Consider the following 18,280-nt stretch of genomic DNA (forward strand, 5'->3'; position numbering starts at 1 on the left):
CCTAACCGCCCCCGGGCAATTGGCAAGCAGCGCGCACGCTACAAGGCTTCCCTCTCCGCCGCAAATAGGGACGTTCCCGGCTGCGATTCGCCCGCCAGAGCGGTGAGACGGGAAAAACTGGCAGGAGTGGCAGGATTCGAACCCGCGGCCCTCGGTTTTGGAGACCGATGCTCTACCAACTGAGCTACACTCCTGCGGGCAGTGCGGCGCCTCTAAAGGGTGACGCGCAGGATTACAAGTGCGCGCCAACAAGATATTCGCGTGGCGCTCCATTTGCTACGAAGAGTCCATGCACGCGCCGCGATCCCCCGAGATGATCGAACCTGACCTCCTCATGCTCGCCTACCGCAGCGGGATATTCCCGATGGCGGACAGCCGCGAAGACCCCGAAGTGTTCTGGGTGGAGCCGCGCCTGCGCGCGATTCTCCCGCTCGACGGCTTTCACCTGTCACACTCGCTGGCGCGCACGCTGCGGCGCGGCCGCTTCACCGTGACCTGCAACGCCGCGTTCAGCGAAGTGATGAACGCCTGCGCCGCCCCCCGCGCACCGCAGGCCGGTGACGAGGAAGAAGAAGACGATGACGGCAGCCGCAGCTGGATCAGTCACCGCATCCAGGCGAGCTACGAAAACCTGCACCGGCTGGGCAACGCGCATTCCATCGAATGCTGGCAGGACGCCGCGGACGGCAGCGGCAAGTGGCTGGTGGGCGGGCTCTACGGCGTCGGCTTCGACCGGGTATTCTGCGGCGAAAGCATGTTCAGCCGGGTGCCCGATGCCTCGAAAGTGGCGCTGGCCTGGCTGGTCGCGGCGCTGCGCAAGGGCGGCGCGGTCCTGCTCGACTGCCAGTTCATGACCCCGCACCTCGCCTCGCTGGGCGCGGTGGAAATGACCCAGCAGCGCTATGTCGACTTGCTGCAGGCGGCTCAGTCGGCGCCGGTATCGGCCGCGGGCGCCGCTTCGGCCGCCGGAGCAGGCGCCGCGGACGGGCTGGGCGCAGCTTCCGGAGCGGGCGACGTGCTGGCACTGCCCGACGCCTTCGGCCTGCTGCTGGAAGATGCAGCATCGGCGGGACTCGCATCCTCGCCCGGGAAATTCATCGCGCAGGCCTTGACCCAGACGTCATAGACCGGGTGCTGGACGACATTGAGACCCGGCGAATTCTTGAACAGCCAGCCGGAAAACACCTTGTGCCACGCCAGCTTGTCCCGGGCGGTGGCGCGCTCTTCCACGAAGACCTGCACGAAAGCGCCCTCTTCCTCGGGATGCTCCCAGGGCAGCGTCTTCTCGCACGTGGCGACCTTGACCACGAGATTGCCCAGACGCTTCGATTCGCCCGGCTTCATCACCAGGTCCTGCGTCAGGTTGTTGCGCTTGTTGAGCACGCCCAGCGTGACCACGCGGTCCTTGTTGGGCGTGCCGATGTGCTGGCCCTGCTCGGCCTGCGCCGGTCCGGCCTGCATCCCCGCTATGGCATCGGGAACAGTGGTATCCTGATCTTCCGGCTTGGGCTCGCCGCCTCCGCAGGCCGCCAGCAGCGACAGCGAGGCAAGAAGCGGCAGGCAGACAGCGGCCCGTTTCACGGGACCGGTCCTCAGGCTTCGGGCGACCAGGCTTCGTAATCGCCCGTCGCAGCCGCACGGTGGCCGCCGCGCTCCAGCGCACCCTGCGGACGATAGGCCTTCACGGTGCCGGTGGCATTGGGCGTATAATCGGCTTCCCAGATCCGCGGCGGCGCCAGGTGGCTTTCCGGCACGTCGTCATAGGAATGATGCAGCCAGCCATGCCATTCGGCCGGCACTTTGCTGGCATCGTTGGCACCGGCGTAGATCACCCAGCGCTTGTCGTAACCCTCGACCGTCTTCGCCTTGTTCGAGCGATAGTACTTGTTGCCCTGCGCGTCGGTGCCGACGTGCTGCCCGTTCATAGCGCTGAAGAGCGAGGTGCCGATGGTGGCGCCGTCCCACCAGGTGAAGATCTTGCCGAGGATTCCCATGAGCCGCGCGTTAGACCTTCTGCCCCCACCAAGGCAAGCGTGTTGAACAGGCAATTTTCGGCAAAACGCGAACAAAGCCACCGGCGGGGCGGAAGATGCCCCGATTTACCGGATGCGGACGCCGGCGCGCGCGGGCATTGGCAAGTCCAATCACCCCGGCAGCGGCAGATAGCGGCCAAGGCGCGGATCGGCCGGTTCGGCGGTCATCCCCTTTTCTTCCAGCCAGGCCTCGCTGTAGCAGGTCGAACGGTAGCGGTCGCCGCAATCGCACAGCAGCGTGACGATCGAGCCCTGCTCGCCCGCCGCCGCCATCTCTTCGATCAGGTGCAGGCAGGCGTGCAGGTTGGTGCCCGTGGACGGGCCGCAGCTGCGTCCGAGATAGCGGCTGAGATGCCGCGCCGCGTGGAAGCTCGATGCATCGGGCACCGCGATCATCCGGTCCACCACGTCGGGCAGGAACGAAGGCTCGACGCGCGGGCGGCCGATGCCTTCGACCAGCGAGACGAATCCTTCCACCTGCTCGACCCGGCGGTCGGCGAAATGGCGATGGAATACCGATCCCGCCGGATCGGCCACGCACAGTCCGCTCTTGTGGCGGCCATAGCGCAAGTAGCGCCCGATCGTCGCCGACGTGCCGCCGGTTCCCGCGCCGCACACGATCCAGCGGGGAACGGGATGCTCCTCGCCCTGCATCTGCTGGAAGATGGACACCGCGATATTGTTGGTGCCGCGCCAGTCGGTGGCGCGTTCGGCATAAGTGAACTGGTCGAGATAATGCCCGCCGCATTCAGCCGCGAGCCGCTCGGCCTCGGCATACATCGTGCGCGGATCGTCCACCTCGTGGCACTGCCCGCCCTGCTCCTCGATCAGCGCCAGCTTCTCGCACGCGGTCGAGGCCGGGAGCACCGCGATATAGCGCAGCCCCAGGAGGCGGGCGAAATAGGCCTCGGACACCGCCGTCGATCCGGATGAAGCCTCGATCACCGTCGTGTCAGGCCCGATCCAGCCATTGCACAGCGCATAGAGGAACATCGAACGCGCGAGCCGGTGCTTGAGACTGCCGGTGGGATGGCTCGATTCGTCCTTGAGATAGAGCGCAATGCCCGGCGCATTCGCCAGCGGCACCGGAATCAGGTGCGTATCGGCCGAGCGGGACTGTTCGGCCGAAAGCACGCCGACTGCGCGCGCGAGCCATTCGCGCGGCGCTTTGGTGATCGTGGCATCAGACATGGGGACCGGGATATTGTGCACGTGCGTCTCTCTTGCTGGCGGGGAAGCGGATGCAGGATAGCGCCTCCAGCCGGAATGCAGGATGCAAATTCAGGCGTTCCTGACTATTCTTTTGCATTTTATAACGACGAAATTCGATATTAGCGCATCTACCATGCATATTGTACTGATGGCCTGCACGAAACCCCAGGGATTCCTTCCGTGATCGACCGCCGCGACCTTGCCATTCTCGACCTGCTGCAGCGCGATGCCGAAATGCCGGTCTATCGCATTGCCGAAGCCGTCAACCTCTCCGCCTCGGCCTGTTCGCGGCGCATCGCCGAGCTGAAGCGGCTCGGCTACATCAGCCGCACGGTCGCCGTGCTCGACCGGGAAAAGCTGGGACTGGGCCTGACGGTCTTCGTCATCGTGCGCGCGCAGCACAGCAGCGACTGGCTGGAACGCTTCCGCGCCGCGCTTGCCGATACGCCCGAAGTGCTCGAATGCCACCGGCTGACCGGGCAGGCGGACTATATCCTCAAGCTCGCCGTGCGGGACATCGCGAATTACGACACGGTCTATAAATCGCTGATTTCCCGCCTCTCGATCCAGGACATGTCCGCGCATATCTCGATGGAAGTCATCAAGGACGCGCTTGCGCTGCCGATCCGCTGATGCCTTGCCGCCCCCGGACCGCGCGCCTAGGGCGGAGCGACAAGGCCAGAAACGTCCCGGGGAACGCCATGACCATCCATTTCGATTGCACGCAGTGCGGCAAATGCTGCCAGGACCTGCGGCTGACGCTGAGCGTGGACGAAGCCATCGTCTGGGCCGGACGCGGGCACGAGGTGCAATTGCTGACCGAGGCCCTGCCATGGGCCGGCGAACCCGATCCCGCCGATGCCCGCGCCCGCTATCAGCGCGATCGCTCGTTTGCCGTGATGAGCGGGGCGGCGCCGTTCCGGATCAGCGTGGTCCCGGTGGCCTACCATGCCGGGCCATGCCCGCACCTGCAGCCCGACATGCGCTGCAGCAACTATGCCGAGCGGCCACGCATCTGCCGGATTCATCCGCTGGAAGCCCGGCCCTTCATCCCATTGCGCCCGGAAAACCGCCACTGCCCGCCCGAAGCCTGGGCGCCGGAATTTCCCGTTCTCGAACGCGATGGCGAGATCGCCGATCCGGAAGCGGCCCGCATTGTCGCGCAGCACCGGCAGGCTGCCGCCGACGATGTGCCGGTATTGGCCGCAACCTGCGCGGCGCTCGGCCTGTCCACCGCGGCTTTCGCGAACGAGGGATTTGCGGTCCATGCCATCGCGCCGCTCACGCTGGCCGAAGCCCTGCGCGCGGCACGCGATGCCGCCCCCCTTCCCGATGATCCGCAGCCCTGGACAATCGTCACCAACCGCCGCTCGACATGGACCATGCTCACCGATGCAGAGTGCGAGGCCGCCCTCGTACAGCAGGGAGCAGGTTATCTCGGCTCGTTTCCGGACGAACCCTGAGACCTACCACGTCACCCTGTCGCCGGGCTTGATCCCCAGCTGCGCCGCGCGGCCGCCGTTCAGTTCGAGCACCGCACTGGCCACGCCCGCCGAAGGGAGCGGCGTTTCGTCATAAGGCACGGCATTGGCCGCGATGTTGAGAATCCGCCGGTCGGTGCCGATGAAGATGATGTCGAGCGGGATCACGGTGTTGCGCATCCAGAACGCAGCCCGGCGCGGCGGGTCCTCGGGAAAGATCATCCCCTCGTCCGCGCCCATTTCCGTGCGGAACATCAGGCCCTTTTCCTGCTCCGCCGCAGTTCTCGCCACTTCGACCCGGAACGTGCGGACTTTGCCGCCCGATTCGACCATGAGCGCAATCACCGGCAGGCCCGAGACGGGATGGACGGCCGGTTGCGGGGCCGCAGTGCCCGCCGCTCCTTCCGGCGTCCCGTTCGAACAGGCGGCAGGGCCCAGCAGCAGGGCGGCGGCAAAAATTGCGGTCAGGCGCACTCAATCATCTCCGAACGCCGACTCGGCCCATTCTTCCGCCTCGCCGGGGTCGGCCGCATCGACGATACGGCGCGCGATGTCGAGCGAATGCCCGGCGCGCAGCATCGCCGCGAGCTGCTTTTCGCGCGCGGCCCGGTCCGGCGCCTCGATGGCGAAAGGCCCGAAGCGCCGCCGCCGCGCCAGAACCAGCGCCGCAAGCCGCTGGTCGCGCTCGCCGGGGCGCGTTTGCGCGCGCAAGTCTTCCCCGATCCCGGCCTGCCCCAGCGCCTCGCCCACGCGCCGCGCGCCATAGCCGCGCCGCAGCAGGCTGCCCGCCTTCATCCGTGCCCAGGCGCCGTCATCGACATAGCCCAGTTCGGTATAGCGGCTCACCAGCGCCTCGACCGCTTCCGCGCCCCCATCCTCGCGCTCACCCTCTCCAGCCCAGCCCCGTTCCTGGATCTTGCGCTGGAGATAACCCCGCAGCTTGGCTTGCGTCGTGGCGAAACGCGCGACATAGGCGAGCGCCAGTTCCTCCAGACGCTGGGCATTGAGGGGCTGTGGATTACGACGCTTGACCGACATCTTGCCCTATTCGTGCCACACTCCGCTCAGAATGGGGAGTGCGCGTGGGATCATGCGGGTCCGAACGGGCTAACTCCGGTTCAGAATGTACCGGCTAGAAGCCCCCGGTTCCGCAAGAATAGTGTTATAACAACAACGGGTTACATACAAATGGCCGACACCGTGAGCATGGTGCCGAACTCTGGACAGGCACTTGCAGCGACGCCGAACGACGACGCCCTGCCGCGCCGTTTCGCTGATTTCGACACCTTTTGCGAGGCGCTCGACTACGCGGCGAAGGGCCTGCGCGGGTTCAATTTTCACGATCCGCGCGGCACGCTGACGCGCCCCTACCCCTTCAGCGAGCTGCGCGAGGACTCGCTGGCGGTGGCCTATACGCTGGCCGCGCGCGGGGTGAAGCCGGGCGACCGCATCGCGCTCATCGCCGAGACTGGCCCCGACTTCGCAGCGCTGTTCTGCGGCGCGGTCTATGCCGGTGCCTGGCCGGTGCCGCTGCCGCTGCCGACCAGCTTCGGCGGCAAGGACAATTACATCGAGCAGCTTGCCGTCCAGCTTTCCAGCTCGGACCCGGCGATGCTGATCGGGCCGGACGAGATCGCGGAAATGACCGCGTCCGCCGCCGCGCGCCAGGGCTGCGGCCATGCGACCTGGGCCGATTTCGCGGCCAAGGACACCGCGCCCTGCGACCTGCCGGCCCTCAGCCCCGACGATATCTGCTACCTGCAGTATTCGAGCGGCTCGACCCGCTTCCCCCACGGCGTGGCCGTCACCCACCGTCAGCTTCTGGCCAACCTTTCGGCGCATAGCCACGGCATGGAGCTGGAGCCGCAGGACCGCTGCATTTCCTGGCTGCCATGGTATCACGACATGGGTCTGGTCGGCTGCTTCCTCTCGCTGATCGCGAACCAGGTTTCGGGCGACTACCTCAAGACCGAGGATTTCGCCCGCCGCCCGCTGGCGTGGCTGGACCTCATCACCCGCAACCAGGGCAATTCGATCTCGTACTCGCCGACCTTCGGCTACGACATCTGCGCCCGTCGCATCTCGACGCAGACCGCCGTCTCGGAACGCTTCGACCTGTCGCGCTGGCGCCTCGCCGGCAACGGCGCCGACATGATCCGCCCGGACGTGATGCAGAGCTTCGTCAACGCCTTTGCCGATGCCGGTTTCAAGGCCAGCGCCTTCCTGCCCAGCTACGGCCTCGCCGAGGCGACGCTGGCCGTGACCATCATGCCCCCGGGCGAAGGCATCCGCGTCGAACTGGTCGAAGAGGAACGCCTTTCGGGTTCCCCGCGCGACCTGTCGCGCCCCGCCCGCTACCGCGCCATCGTCAATTGCGGCAAGCCGGTGAAAGACATGGAAGTCGTGATCCGCGGCGAGAACGGCGAAAGCCTTGCCGACCACAAGATCGGCAAGGTCTGGTGCCGCGGCACCAGCGTGATGCATTCCTATTTCCGCGATCCCGAAGCGACCGCCGAATGCATGGTCGATGGCTGGCTGGACACCGGAGACATGGGCTACATGGCCGATGGCTACCTGTTCATCGTCGGCCGCGCCAAGGACATGATCATCATCAACGGCAAGAACCACTGGCCGCAGGACATCGAATGGGCCGTGGAACAGCTTCCCGGCTTCAACCACGGCGATATCGCCGCGTTCTCGGTCGAAACCGAAAACGGCGAGGAGGCGCCCGCCGTGCTCGTCCACTGCCGTGTTTCCGACCCCGAAGCGCGCGTCGCGCTGCGTGACCAGATCCGCGACAAGGTCCGCTCGATCACCGGCATGAACTGCGTGGTCGAACTGGTGCCGCCCAAGAGCCTGCCGCGCACCAGCTCGGGCAAGCTCAGCCGCGCCAAGGCCAAGAAGCTTTACCTCTCCGGCGAGATCGAACCCTTCAAGCTCGCCGCCTGAGCGGCTTCACGAGGTGACGAAAGGCGGGCCGGAAAGCGCAAGCTTTCCGGCCCGTTTTGCATAGCTGGACAGTTGTTCGCGACGTTTGTTCAAAACCCGCATTTCCAGATACGCCGACTTAGCGGGCGTCCTTGTCCTCCCCGGGACGGGGAGGGGGACCATGCGCAGCATGGTGGAGGGGACTCTCGCCCAGGCGGAACCTTGCGTGAGGACGCGAATCCCCTCCACCACGCCGCTACGCGTCGCGGTCCCCCTCCCCGTCCCGGGGAGGACAAGGAAATGGCAACTCACCCCGCCTTCAGTTCCCCGTCCAGCCGTTCCGCCAGTCGCAGGGCCAGCGCCACCAACGTAAAGGTGGGGTTCGCCCAGCCCGCCGTCGGGAACACCGAACTGCCTGCCACGTGCAGGTTCGCTAAGCCATGCACCTTGCCATGCGCATCGACCACGCCGGTCTTCGCATCGTTGCTCATGCGGGTGCCGCCCATGTGGTGATAGCCGGCGATGGGGTGGTTGCCGACAGTGGGATCGACCGGCCAGTCGTTGCCTGCCTCGTCGATCCATTCGGTCGGCGTCACATGGCCCTGCCCCATGCGCTGCAGTTCCTCGCCGAAGACGCGGGCGAAGACGCGGGCGGTGTGCTTGTCGAGCGCGTCGAGCTGCCAGTCGAGGTCGGCCTGCCGCTCGCCCAGCGCGTTGCGCTTGTCTGACAGGACAATGCGGCTGTCCGGGTTGGGCGCCTGCTCGCCGCGGATGATCATGTAGAGGCCGGTCATGCCGGTATTGGCCATGGCCGCTTCCACTTTCTCGCGCACGGCGCGGTGGAACCAGCCGCGCAGCCCCCGGTAGATGTGGTCGAGCGTGCGGCCAGTGCGGTTCGGGTTCAGCGAGTGCTTGATCGTGCCATAGAGCTTGTTGCCCAGCGCCACGCCCTTTTCCGGCGGGCGCTGCAGCTTGAAGGTCACGATCGAGTTCATCGCCCCTTCCGCCTCCTGCACCGCGTCGGACAGGCGCAGCACCGGCGCCAGCGGCGGGCCGGACTTCATGAAGCGCTTCTGGTAGGCGGCCCACAGATCGAACGGGCGCGATGTCTCCACTTTGCCGATGCGGCCGGTGGGATGCTCCATGAAGAAGCGGCCGAGTTGGTCGTGGGCATTGCCGAGGCCGCCTGCGATCACATCGTCGGACGCCATCATCAGCCGCACGTTCTCGATCGCGCCGCAAGCGAGAACGTAGTGCCTGGCCTTGAGCCGGGCCGACTGGCCGGTGAGCGTCCTGACTTCGACATGCTCGATCTCGGCTCCGTTCGCGCTCGCCTGGATCTGCGTGGCATTGGCGTGAAGCACGATCGTCAGGTTCGGCGCATCGATCAGGTCCTTCGTGCGGGCCCGGGCAAAGCGTTCGGTCTCCTCGTCGAAGCGCCACAAGTCGGTCGCCAGCTTTTCCGGATCGAAGCCCTGATCGGGAATGCCGCAAAGCCGGTAGGCGTCGTCCCACTCGAACGGGCCGATCTCGAAAATGTCCTGCGCCTGCCGCCAGTAGGGCATCACCTGATCGCGCGTGATCGGCCAGCCCGAATGCGGCACCCAGCTGCGCTTGGCGAAGTCGATCTCATCCATGATCGCACAGCGCCCGCCCCAGATCGAAACCGTGCCGCCGAAGAAGCGCAGGCGCGCTTCCTCCAGCGGGTAATAGTCGTGGCCGATGTTGGCGCCGTCATAGAGCGCCTGCGTCTTCTCCTCGAAGTCCATGCCCCCGCTTTCGGCCAGGCACACCTGATGCCCCGCGCGCATCAGCTCGCGTGCCAGCGTCACGCCCGCCGCGCCCGCGCCGATCACGCAGACGTCGAACTGCCTTCCGGCAAGGGCTTCGGGGGTTTTCTGGAGATCAACGAGCATCGAAAGTCTGGTCCCACCAGCAGGAGAACATGGCGATCGCGTAGAGGATGCGCCCGTGATTGGCCACGCCCGCGGCATGTTCGGCGAACAGCTTCTGCACGGCGTCCTCGCGCAGATAGCCGCTCTTCGAAGCCCCGCTGGAGGTCCAGGCCTCCTGCGCGAAAGTGGCAAAGCCGCCACTGAACCACTCGGCGAAGGGAAGCTGGAAGCCGAGCTTGCGCTCATCCAGCGCGCCGGGGAAGAGCCAGGGCTCCACCGCCTTGCGCAGGGCATATTTGCCGACCTTGCCGCGCAGCTTCATGGCGCGGGGCATCGCCAGCGCCCAGTCAACCAGCTTGTGACTGAGAAACGGCACCCGCGCTTCGAGCGAATGGGCCATCGAGCCCCGGTCGGTGCGGTTGAGCAGCGAGGCCGGCATGTGGACGGTGAGGTCCGCCAGCATGAACTGCGACAGCGGATCGAGATCGCGCGCGCCGGGGTAGCCGAAGTACTCGCGTTCCAGATCGGCGAAGGGATGATCGCTCTCCTGCCGGGCATGGAAGCCGGGCTCGTAGAGCGCCTCGCGCACCCACGGGGTGGAGATCTGCGTGCCCTGGAAGAAGCGCTGGTAGTTGTTTTCCAGCATGGCCGACTGGCGAAACCGGCGCGCGTTCTGCCGCAGGTAGTTGAGCCGCTTGCTGCCCATGCCGGGCACATGGTCGATCGCCTCCAGCACCGGCTCCAGCATCCGCAGCAGCGGCCCGGTCCGCGCCGCGGCGAGCGCGGTGCGCTGGCGCTTGTACCCGGCGAAGATCTCGTCCGAACCCTCGCCGCAGAGCACGACCTTCACGTGCTCGGCCGCGAGTTTCGAGAGGTGCCACACCGGTACGGCCGCCGTGGCGGCGCAGGGCTCGTCATGGCTGCGCTGCACTTCGGGGAGCATGATCCCGGCATCCTGCGGCTGGAGCGGCAGGGTAATGTGCTCGCAGCCGAGGTGTGCGGCGATGCGCGCGGCGGCTTCGGTCTCGTCGATCGAAGTGCCCGGAAAGCCCATGGTGAAGGCCTTGACCGGCGCGGTGGCGTGGTGCGCCATGGCCGCGACGACCGCGCTCGAATCCACTCCGCCGGAGAGGAACGCGCCGACCGTCACGTCCGCCAGCATGTGGCGTTTGGTGGTTTCGGAAACCCAGTACCGGGTCTGCTCGATCCATTCGGCTTCGGACAGGCCCTGCGTTACCCGGAATTCGGGGCGCCAGAATTGCCGGATTTCGGGCTCGCCCTCCGGCCCGATATGAAGCACGTGGCCGGGCGGCAGCGTCTTCACTTCCTGCCAGATCGAGCGCGGCTTCTGCACGTGCCCGAACATGAAGAAGTCATGCACGCCCCGCTCGCAGACAGTGAAGTCCAGCGTGCCGCCATCGGGCGAGGACATCGCCCGCAAGGTGCGGATTTCCGAACCGAAGGCGATCCCGCCCTGCTGCAGCGTATAATAGACCGGCTTGATCCCCAGCGGGTCGCGGGCCAGCACCAGACGGCGTTCCTTCGCGTCCCAGATGGCTAGGCCGTACATGCCCTCCAGCCTGGGCCAGGCCTCGTCGCCCCAGCGCGCGTAGGCGGCCAGGATCGTCTCGGTGTCTCCGTGGGTGGAGAACTGCCAGCCCCAGGCGGCCAGTTCCTCGCGCAGCTCCGGGAAGTTGTAGACTTCGCCGTTGAAGACGATCGCCCAGCGCCCGTCCGCCGAAAACATCGGCTGGTGCCCGCCTTCCAGATCGACGATCGAAAGGCGGCGGTGGCCCAGCCCCAGATCACCGTCGATATGCACGCCTTCGTCGTCGGGGCCGCGATGCACGATGGTCCGGCAGGCACGCGTAATCGCTTCGCGCGGCACCGGCCTGCCGCCGCGCCTGTACCAGCCGGTTATGCCGCACATGGGCCCCTCGTCGTTGCCGCCATGAATATGACGGTTCCGTTACAGAGGCGCGAAGCTAAGGGAAAGACCTGAGTTCCGTTCTCTTTGTACCATCGTGGATAAGGCGATGGACGGACCGCCTCAAAGCTTGCGGTGAAGTTCCAGATAGTCGCGCGGAATGCGCAAACTGGCGGCCGCGACCTGGGTTTCGCGCAAGAACAGCACCAGACCGATCATCATCAGCGAAAGCGCGGCAATGAATGTCCCGGCCGCCACCAGCCGGATTTCGGAACCCACCAGCTCCTCAAGGAACAGGAGGAAAACCGTCGTGCCAATGAAAAGTCCGCTCAGCACCAGCAGACGCATGGCGAGGCCGATCAACCGGATACGATCATCGACCGTGCGGATTTCCAGCACGACCAGATCGTGTTCAGCGGCCTGAGTCGCCGCATAGCGATCCTGCAGCACCCGCGCCCGGTCGACCACCCGGCTAAGGCGGCTGGTCAGCAGGTTGAGAATATTGCCGATCGCCACCAGCATGAACACCGGGGCAAGCGCGAGTTGGATGGTCTGGGCGATCATGACGCCCTATCCGTATCAGGCGCCGCAGGCTCTGGCGAGCAGGCACAGGCCGTCTGCGGCAAATGCCACATCGCCCAGGCTGGCAGCGAGCGCACAACCGCCCGGCGCAATCGCTTCACCGGCCACTTGCACCTCACCCTCGCGCGGGATCACCAGCAACGGGCCGGGATACCGCGCGGACACCTCCCCAGACGGCGCTCCCTCGACCTGATCGAGCAGAAACAGCGGCCCATCGACCAGCACGTGCGCGCCGCGCGGCGGAATCGCCTTGTGCCAGGCGGCAAGATCATAGGGCTCGCCTTTCGAGACGGCCATGCCCTCCTCCAGATGGAGTTCACGCGGACGGCCATAGTCGAACAGGCGATAGGTTATGTCGGAATTCTGCTGGACTTCGATCAGGCTGACCCCGGCGCCAATGGCATGAACCGTATTGGCCGGGATGTAGAAGAAATCCCCCGGCTTCACCTCGTGCCAGGTCATCAGCCCCTCGATCGAGCCATCGAGCGCGGCTGCGCGCATCGCCTCTTCGCCGATCGCACTATCGAACCCGATCCCGAGCGTTGCCCCCGGCTCGGCATCCACGATCAGCCAGCATTCTTCCTTGCCCTGCCGCCCAATCCCTCCGGCGAGGGTCTGCGCGTCGGAAGGATGAACCTGCACCGAGAGTTTCTCGCTGGTGAAGATATATTTCACCAGCAGGCCAGGCAATTGCGCGGGCGGCTCGAACCAGATCTCGCCGATGCGCAGCCCGGACGGCGCGGCGAAAGGCGCCGGAAGCACGTCCTTGCCCCAGGGCTTTTCCACCTGACGGATAGGCAGAGCCCCCATTATGCAAGCCTCTTCACTGGTTCGCGGCACCATCCAGCTTGCCGACCTTCTGCACGCCGGCCACGGTCGTGATCATCACGTCGTTGCCATCGACGACAACGATGACATCTTCAAGGCCGATCACCGACACGCGCGGACCATCGCTGTCGATCAGGACGTTGCGGCAATCGACAAGTTCGGCCCTGACATTGCCGCGCACCGAGTTGCCGTTCGCATCGCGCGGCAGCGCCTCGTGCAGTGCGTGCCAGTTGCCGATGTCGGACCAGTCCATGTTGACCGGCACCATCGCGGCACGGCTCGTGTTCTCCATCACCGCATAGTCGACCGAATCGCTTTCGACCGTGGCAAAGGTTTCGGCATCGGGATGGAAGCGCTGTCCATCCGCGCTGCCCTTGGCGACAGCCTCGGCCACCACCGAGGCGATCTGCGGACGATGCTCTGAAAGCTCGCTCAGGAAATCCTTGACCCGGAACGCGAAAATGCCGCCATTCCAGGCATATCCACCATCGGCCAGAAAGCCCTTGGCCCGCTCCAGATCCGGCTTTTCGACGAACTGCGCGGTGCGGTATCCCTTGTCCCCGATCGGCTCGCCACGCTTCAGGTAGCCGAAACCGGTTTCCGGCGCAGTCGCCTCGATTCCGAAGGATACCAGCCAGCCTTCACCGGCCAGATCGGCCGCCGCCCGCGCGGCATCCGCAAAGGCCTGCGCATTGCCGATATGGTGGTCGCTGGGACAAACCAGCATGACCGCATCTTCCGGAAGGCGGAAGGCGGCCAGGGCAATGGCAGCCGCCGTGTTCCGCGCCGAAGGTTCGACAATAATCTGGGCCCCGTCGACAGCTCCCAGTTGCTGCTCGACATGATCGAGATGCTTGTGTCCCGTTACAACGACAGGAGACGAAAAACCTCCGTCGGCCGGGCAGCGGGCCAACGCAGCCTCGAACAAAGTGCTATCGCCCACGAGCGGTAGGAACGGCTTCGGCTTACTTGCACGGCTGCGGGGCCAGAGGCGCGTCCCGCTCCCTCCGCACAGGATTACTGGTACGATATTTGGCATTTTCCCCGCTTTGATAGTGGGCATTCGAAGCACAACAGCTATTACCGCCAACGGGCATCAATGCAACGGTCACTCAATGACAAGTTTCGTCACCCACATTACCTCCAGATTCAATAGAACCAGCGCTGACGCCAACGGTAGATCGCATCGACGGGGTTCCCTTCCGCGTCGGTTGCAGGCCGGAAACGAAAGCGTTTCGTGGCCAGATCACAGGTAATGCGATCGGCTCCGGGATCGGGACTGGGGCGCACGATCCGGCACGCTTTGACGCGGCCATCCGTGCCAACCGTCAGATCAATCGTGACCGAAGCCCCGATCCGAAGGTCGCGGCTGGCGCGCGGGTAGTCCTTTGCCGAATTGATATCACCCTTGATCTTGACCGTCGGCCCAGCCTGCCCGCCGCCGCCCTGCCCGGTTCCGCCCGTGCCCGCGCCGGTCCCCATGCCAGCCCCGGAAGCGCCCGTCCCTTCCCCTTCATCCCGGGCGCCGGCGGCATTCTCGTCTCCGGCGCCCGCCACCGGCGGCGCCTGGGTCGGCTTGACCGCAATCGGCGCCTTGGGAGCAGCCGCTTCGCGCGGTTTCGCCTTCTTTCCCGCCGCCCCGGAAGCCCCCTGCTCCGCCGGAGGCGCAACGTTTGGAGGGGATGGCACGGGCTCCAGCGGTGGCGATGGCGGGGGCGGCAACGCCACGGAAAACGCCTGTGTCACGCTGCCGACAACGCTGGCGGCGAACTGCGGCGTGAAAGCGCGGATCAGGCCGGCGATCACCACGAGATGCACAAGCAGCACGAACGCCGCCACGCCCCAGCGCGTGCGGCGCCCCGCCCGGAGATCGGCCTGCGTCATCCGGCGCCCATGCCACGGGGCCCACCGGCATGGCAACGATGTGCTTGCGCGAAACGGGAGGAAAGACCTCAGCTTTCCGCAAAGGTATAGGGCTGTGCCGTGCGCAGATAGTCATCCGCCAGCACGTCGCGCCCGATCGGCGGCACGGCGCGCGCGGTGCAGGCGGCGCGCTGGCACAGGCGGCAGGTCACGCCGATCGGAGTCGTGGGGGCGCTCGCGGGATCGGTGCCGGCGGCATAGACCAGCCGCCCCGCTTCCTCGGCCGCACAGGCCAGCGCCACGGCACGCACCACGCGCGGGCGGCCATAGCCGCGCACGCCTGCCGTCACCGTGCGCGCAATCGAAAAGAAGCGCTCGCCGCCCGGCAGTTCGAGCCACTGGGTCATGATCTCACCGGGGCGGCGGAACACCTGATGGACGCTCCATAAAGGACAGCCGCCGCCATGCGCGGCGAAAGGGAAACCGGCCCCGTCTAGCCGCTTTGAGACATTGCCCGCCTCGTCCAGACGGATGAAGAAGAAACCCACCCGCTCCTCGCCCGGCCGCTGCAGCGTGGTGAGACGATGCGCGGCCTGTTCGAAGCTGACACCGAACAGGGCGCATAGCGCATCGATGTCGTAGCCGCGCTGCTCGGCGGCGCGGGCGAACTTGCCATAGGGCATCCGCAGCGCCGCCGCGCAATACCCCGCCAGCGCGCGCAGCAGCAGCGTGGCGGTAGCGCGGCTGGAGAAGCTCTCTTCACGCAAGACCTGCTTGATCGTGCTGCGCATCGCGGTGTGGGCGATGTGCGTGGCGATCTGGAAAGCCCGACTGGCCCCGTCGAGCGTATCGGCGATCAGCAATTGCTGGTTGTGACGGTCGAAGCGGCGCAGCGAATCCATGAGGACGTCGGGCGGCAGGAAACGCACGCGCACACCTTTCGTCCCCAGCCAGGCCGCGGGTCCGCCCGCCTTGTCGATTTCGGCGGCGAGCTCTTCGGCGCGGGTATCGAGCGCGTGGAAGTAATTGCGGTGCCCGGCCAGGAACCGCTGCGCCTCGCGCACCGGGTCGTTCTCGTCCGCGCCCGGCCCGGCGGCGCGCTGCTCGGCCAGCGCCTGCTGCTCGCGCGTGTAGGCCTGATGCAGGCGCAGCAGGGCTTCGGAGACCCCGGGAAAGCTTGTGGCAAGGTCGGCGACTTCGAGCGCGGGCAGATCGATATCGGCGAAAATCGGATCGCGCAGCACGTCGTTCAGCCGCCGCGCATAGTCCTCTCCCTCGTCGCTGGCGATGTCGCCAATGTCGAGCCGGTAGGTCCTCGCCAGCCGCAACAGCATGTCCGCCGTCACCGGACGCTGGTTGCGTTCCAGCAGGGCGACGTAGCTGGGCGAGATCTCCAGATCGTCGGCCATCGCCTGCTGGGTCAGGCCCAGTTCACGGCGCAGGCGGCGCAGCCGGGGACCGAGGTAGAGAGGGCGGTTTTCTGCCATATCCAGCCATATTGTCACAACAGCACAACTTTACAAGGAAAGTCTGTAAAGTTTGACAACGAGACTTCGGAAGCCATTCCGGAGCGCGAAATTTATGACTACCTGCGCTGCATCACATCGCAACAATCTTCCTCAAAGGGAAACCGAATCGTGACCTACAACAGCCAGATCATCGAAGCCGGCAAGGCCATCGGCACCGAGCCCAACTGGAACGGCATCGAAGCCGAGTCGGTTGCGCGTATGCGGCTGCAGAACCGGTTCCGCACCGGCCTCGACATTGCCCGCTACACCGCGAAGATCATGCGTGAAGACATGGCCGCGTATGACGCTGATCCCGCCAAGTACACCCAGTCGCTGGGCTGCTGGCACGGGTTCATCGGCCAGCAGAAGATGATCAGCATCAAGAAGCACTTCGGGTCGACGAAGCGCCGCTACCTCTACCTCTCGGGCTGGATGGTCGCCGCTCTGCGCAGCGAGTTCGGCCCCCTGCCCGACCAGTCGATGCACGAGAAGACCTCGGTTCCCGCGCTGATCGAGGAACTCTACACCTTCCTGCGCCAGGCTGACGCCCGCGAGCTGGGTATGCTGTTCCGCGATCTCGACAAGGCCAAGGCGGCCGGCGACGCGGTCAACACCCACCGCCTGCTGCACAAGATCGACGAGTTCCAGACCCACGTGGTTCCGATCATCGCCGACATCGACGCGGGCTTCGGCAACGCGGAGGCGACCTACCTCCTCGCCAAGAAGTTCATCGAGGCGGGCGCCTGCTGCATCCAGATCGAGAACCAGGTCTCGGACGAAAAGCAGTGCGGCCACCAGGACGGCAAGGTTACCGTTCCGCACGAGGACTTCATCGCGAAGATCCGCGCGGTCCGCTACGCCTTCATGGAACTCGGCGTCGACGAGGGCATCATTGTGGCCCGCACCGACTCGCTGGGCGCTGGCCTCACCAAGCAGATCGCCTTCACCCGTGAAGCCGGCGACATCGGCGACCAGTACAACAGCTTCCTCGACTGCGATGAAGTCGATGCGGCGAATATCGGCCACGGCGACGTGCTGATCACCCGGGGCGGCAAGCTGATGAAGCCGAAGCGTCTGCCCAGCAACCTCTTCCAGTTCCGTTCGGGAACCGGCGAGGACCGCTGCGTGCTCGACTGCATCCATGCGCTGCAGAACGGCGCGGACCTGCTGTGGATCGAGACCGAAAAGCCGCATATCGGCCAGATCGGCGGGATGGTCAGCCGCATTCGCGAAGTCATGCCGAACGCCAAGCTGGTCTACAACAACTCGCCCAGCTTCAACTGGACGCTGAACTTCCGCCAGCAGGTCTACGACGCGTGGGAGCAGGAAGGACGCGACATGGCGGCCTATGACCGTGCGAAGCTGATGAGCGTGGACTACGACGGCACCGAGCTGGCGGACGAAGCCGACGAGCGCATCCGCACCTTCCAGAAGGACGCGGCGCGCGAGGCGGGCATCTTCCACCACCTCATCACCCTGCCGACGTACCACACCGCCGCGCTGTCGACCGACAACCTGGCCAAGGAATACTTCGGCGAGGCGGGCATGCTCGGCTACGTCAAGGGCGTCCAGCGCCAGGAGATCCGCCAGGGCATCGCCTGCGTGAAGCACCAGAACATGGCCGGCTCCGACATGGGCGACGACCACAAGGAATACTTCGCCGGCGAAGCGGCCCTCAAGGCCGGCGGCGAGCACAATACGATGAACCAGTTCGCTGCCTGAGGTGACCTTCACCAGCGAACATCTGAGATTGCCGAGCGGGGCTCTGTTACCTCTCGCCCCGCTCGGTAAATACCCCGCTCACGGGAATCCACCACGCGAGCAAAGGAAAGGAAACGTGACTATGACCACCACCACGACCGAACCGGCCCGCGCCCGCGCGGTGCTCTCTAACGAAGACTTCAAGCTGCTGCAGGAAGCGGTCCGCTTCTACCTGCAGGCGCATCAGGACGATCCGATCTCGTCCAAGTATTCGAATCTCTACCACCGTCTCGGCTCGGCCATCCGCCGCTGAGGCCGCTTT

17 protein-coding genes, 1 tRNA gene and 1 pseudogene are annotated in these 18,280 nt (G+C 65.8%); 6 read left to right on the forward strand and 13 right to left on the reverse strand.

The window, feature by feature from the left end:
• Positions 1 to 118 precede the first annotated feature (118 nt).
• Positions 119 to 194, reverse strand: a tRNA-Trp gene (locus NN5_RS09135).
• A 119-nt stretch (positions 195 to 313) separates the two neighbouring features.
• Between NN5_RS09135 and aat the strand changes: the two genes are divergently transcribed.
• Positions 314 to 1,126: a leucyl/phenylalanyl-tRNA--protein transferase gene (aat, locus tag NN5_RS09140; RefSeq protein ID WP_067733973.1), complete on the forward strand. Its 813-nt coding sequence runs from the start codon at positions 314 to 316 to the stop codon at positions 1,124 to 1,126.
• A 35-nt stretch (positions 1,127 to 1,161) separates the two neighbouring features.
• Here the strand turns inward: aat and NN5_RS27250 are convergent.
• The 3 genes and pseudogenes from NN5_RS27250 to NN5_RS09155 all read right to left on the reverse strand — a co-directional run.
• Positions 1,162 to 1,461: pseudogene (locus tag NN5_RS27250) on the reverse strand (DUF2155 domain-containing protein); the annotation flags it as partial.
• Between the two features lie 131 nt (positions 1,462 to 1,592).
• Positions 1,593 to 1,994, reverse strand: coding sequence for an NADH:ubiquinone oxidoreductase subunit NDUFA12 (locus NN5_RS09150; protein ID WP_067733975.1), 402 nt, complete (start codon positions 1,992 to 1,994; stop codon positions 1,593 to 1,595).
• Between the two features lie 150 nt (positions 1,995 to 2,144).
• Positions 2,145 to 3,224: a PLP-dependent cysteine synthase family protein gene (locus NN5_RS09155; RefSeq protein ID WP_067733976.1), complete on the reverse strand. Its 1,080-nt coding sequence runs from the start codon at positions 3,222 to 3,224 to the stop codon at positions 2,145 to 2,147.
• 201 nt (positions 3,225 to 3,425) lie between these two features.
• Between NN5_RS09155 and NN5_RS09160 the strand changes: the two genes are divergently transcribed.
• On the forward strand, positions 3,426 to 3,878 hold the full coding sequence (locus tag NN5_RS09160; protein ID WP_067733977.1) for an Lrp/AsnC family transcriptional regulator: 453 nt from the start codon (positions 3,426 to 3,428) through the stop codon (positions 3,876 to 3,878).
• A gap of 68 nt (positions 3,879 to 3,946) precedes the next feature.
• Positions 3,947 to 4,708 carry a YkgJ family cysteine cluster protein gene (locus NN5_RS09165; protein WP_067733978.1) on the forward strand — a complete coding sequence of 254 codons (762 nt, stop codon included), beginning with the start codon at positions 3,947 to 3,949 and terminating at the stop codon, positions 4,706 to 4,708.
• A gap of 3 nt (positions 4,709 to 4,711) precedes the next feature.
• Here NN5_RS09165 and NN5_RS09170 read toward each other — a convergent pair whose 3' ends face one another.
• Together NN5_RS09170 and NN5_RS09175 are read right to left on the reverse strand one after the other, a co-directional pair.
• Positions 4,712 to 5,200, reverse strand: a complete 489-nt coding sequence (locus NN5_RS09170; RefSeq protein WP_067733979.1) for a DUF192 domain-containing protein — start codon at positions 5,198 to 5,200, stop codon at positions 4,712 to 4,714.
• Complete coding sequence (locus tag NN5_RS09175) at positions 5,201 to 5,764, reverse strand: regulatory protein RecX (protein ID WP_067733980.1); 564 nt, start codon at positions 5,762 to 5,764, stop codon at positions 5,201 to 5,203.
• A gap of 150 nt (positions 5,765 to 5,914) precedes the next feature.
• Here NN5_RS09175 and NN5_RS09180 point away from each other — a divergent pair, with 150 nt between their 5' ends.
• On the forward strand, positions 5,915 to 7,675 hold the full coding sequence (locus tag NN5_RS09180) for a fatty acyl-AMP ligase (protein WP_067733981.1): 1,761 nt from the start codon (positions 5,915 to 5,917) through the stop codon (positions 7,673 to 7,675).
• Between the two features lie 287 nt (positions 7,676 to 7,962).
• Here the strand turns inward: NN5_RS09180 and NN5_RS09185 are convergent, their stop codons facing one another.
• From NN5_RS09185 to NN5_RS09215, 7 genes are all read right to left on the reverse strand, one after another.
• Positions 7,963 to 9,570 (reverse strand): FAD-dependent oxidoreductase, encoded by a 1,608-nt coding sequence (locus NN5_RS09185; RefSeq protein WP_067733982.1) that lies wholly within the window; start codon positions 9,568 to 9,570, stop codon positions 7,963 to 7,965.
• A complete protein-coding gene (asnB, locus tag NN5_RS09190) occupies positions 9,560 to 11,479 on the reverse strand; it encodes an asparagine synthase (glutamine-hydrolyzing) (RefSeq protein ID WP_067733983.1) in 1,920 nt (639 codons plus the stop codon). The genes NN5_RS09185 and asnB overlap by 11 nt, the downstream gene beginning before the upstream one ends.
• A gap of 120 nt (positions 11,480 to 11,599) precedes the next feature.
• Positions 11,600 to 12,040: a DUF2721 domain-containing protein gene (locus NN5_RS09195; RefSeq protein ID WP_067733984.1), complete on the reverse strand. Its 441-nt coding sequence runs from the start codon at positions 12,038 to 12,040 to the stop codon at positions 11,600 to 11,602.
• A 15-nt stretch (positions 12,041 to 12,055) separates the two neighbouring features.
• Complete coding sequence (locus NN5_RS09200) at positions 12,056 to 12,868, reverse strand: class I mannose-6-phosphate isomerase (RefSeq protein ID WP_067733985.1); 813 nt, start codon at positions 12,866 to 12,868, stop codon at positions 12,056 to 12,058.
• 13 nt (positions 12,869 to 12,881) lie between these two features.
• Positions 12,882 to 13,925, reverse strand: coding sequence for a mannose-1-phosphate guanylyltransferase (locus NN5_RS09205; protein WP_067733986.1), 1,044 nt, complete (start codon positions 13,923 to 13,925; stop codon positions 12,882 to 12,884).
• Between the two features lie 110 nt (positions 13,926 to 14,035).
• Positions 14,036 to 14,770: a TonB family protein gene (locus tag NN5_RS09210; RefSeq protein ID WP_067733987.1), complete on the reverse strand. Its 735-nt coding sequence runs from the start codon at positions 14,768 to 14,770 to the stop codon at positions 14,036 to 14,038.
• Between the two features lie 68 nt (positions 14,771 to 14,838).
• A complete protein-coding gene (locus NN5_RS09215) occupies positions 14,839 to 16,236 on the reverse strand; it encodes a helix-turn-helix domain-containing protein (protein ID WP_067733988.1) in 1,398 nt (465 codons plus the stop codon).
• A 150-nt stretch (positions 16,237 to 16,386) separates the two neighbouring features.
• Between NN5_RS09215 and NN5_RS09220 the strand changes: the two genes are divergently transcribed.
• A complete protein-coding gene (locus NN5_RS09220; protein ID WP_067733989.1) occupies positions 16,387 to 17,979 on the forward strand; it encodes an isocitrate lyase in 1,593 nt (530 codons plus the stop codon).
• A gap of 115 nt (positions 17,980 to 18,094) precedes the next feature.
• Positions 18,095 to 18,271: a hypothetical protein gene (locus NN5_RS25760; RefSeq protein WP_157081070.1), complete on the forward strand. Its 177-nt coding sequence runs from the start codon at positions 18,095 to 18,097 to the stop codon at positions 18,269 to 18,271.
• Positions 18,272 to 18,280: the final 9 nt, after the last annotated feature.

It is taken from the genome of Novosphingobium naphthalenivorans NBRC 102051 (genome assembly GCF_001590985.1).
In the GTDB taxonomy this organism is placed as follows: domain Bacteria; phylum Pseudomonadota; class Alphaproteobacteria; order Sphingomonadales; family Sphingomonadaceae; genus Novosphingobium; species Novosphingobium naphthalenivorans.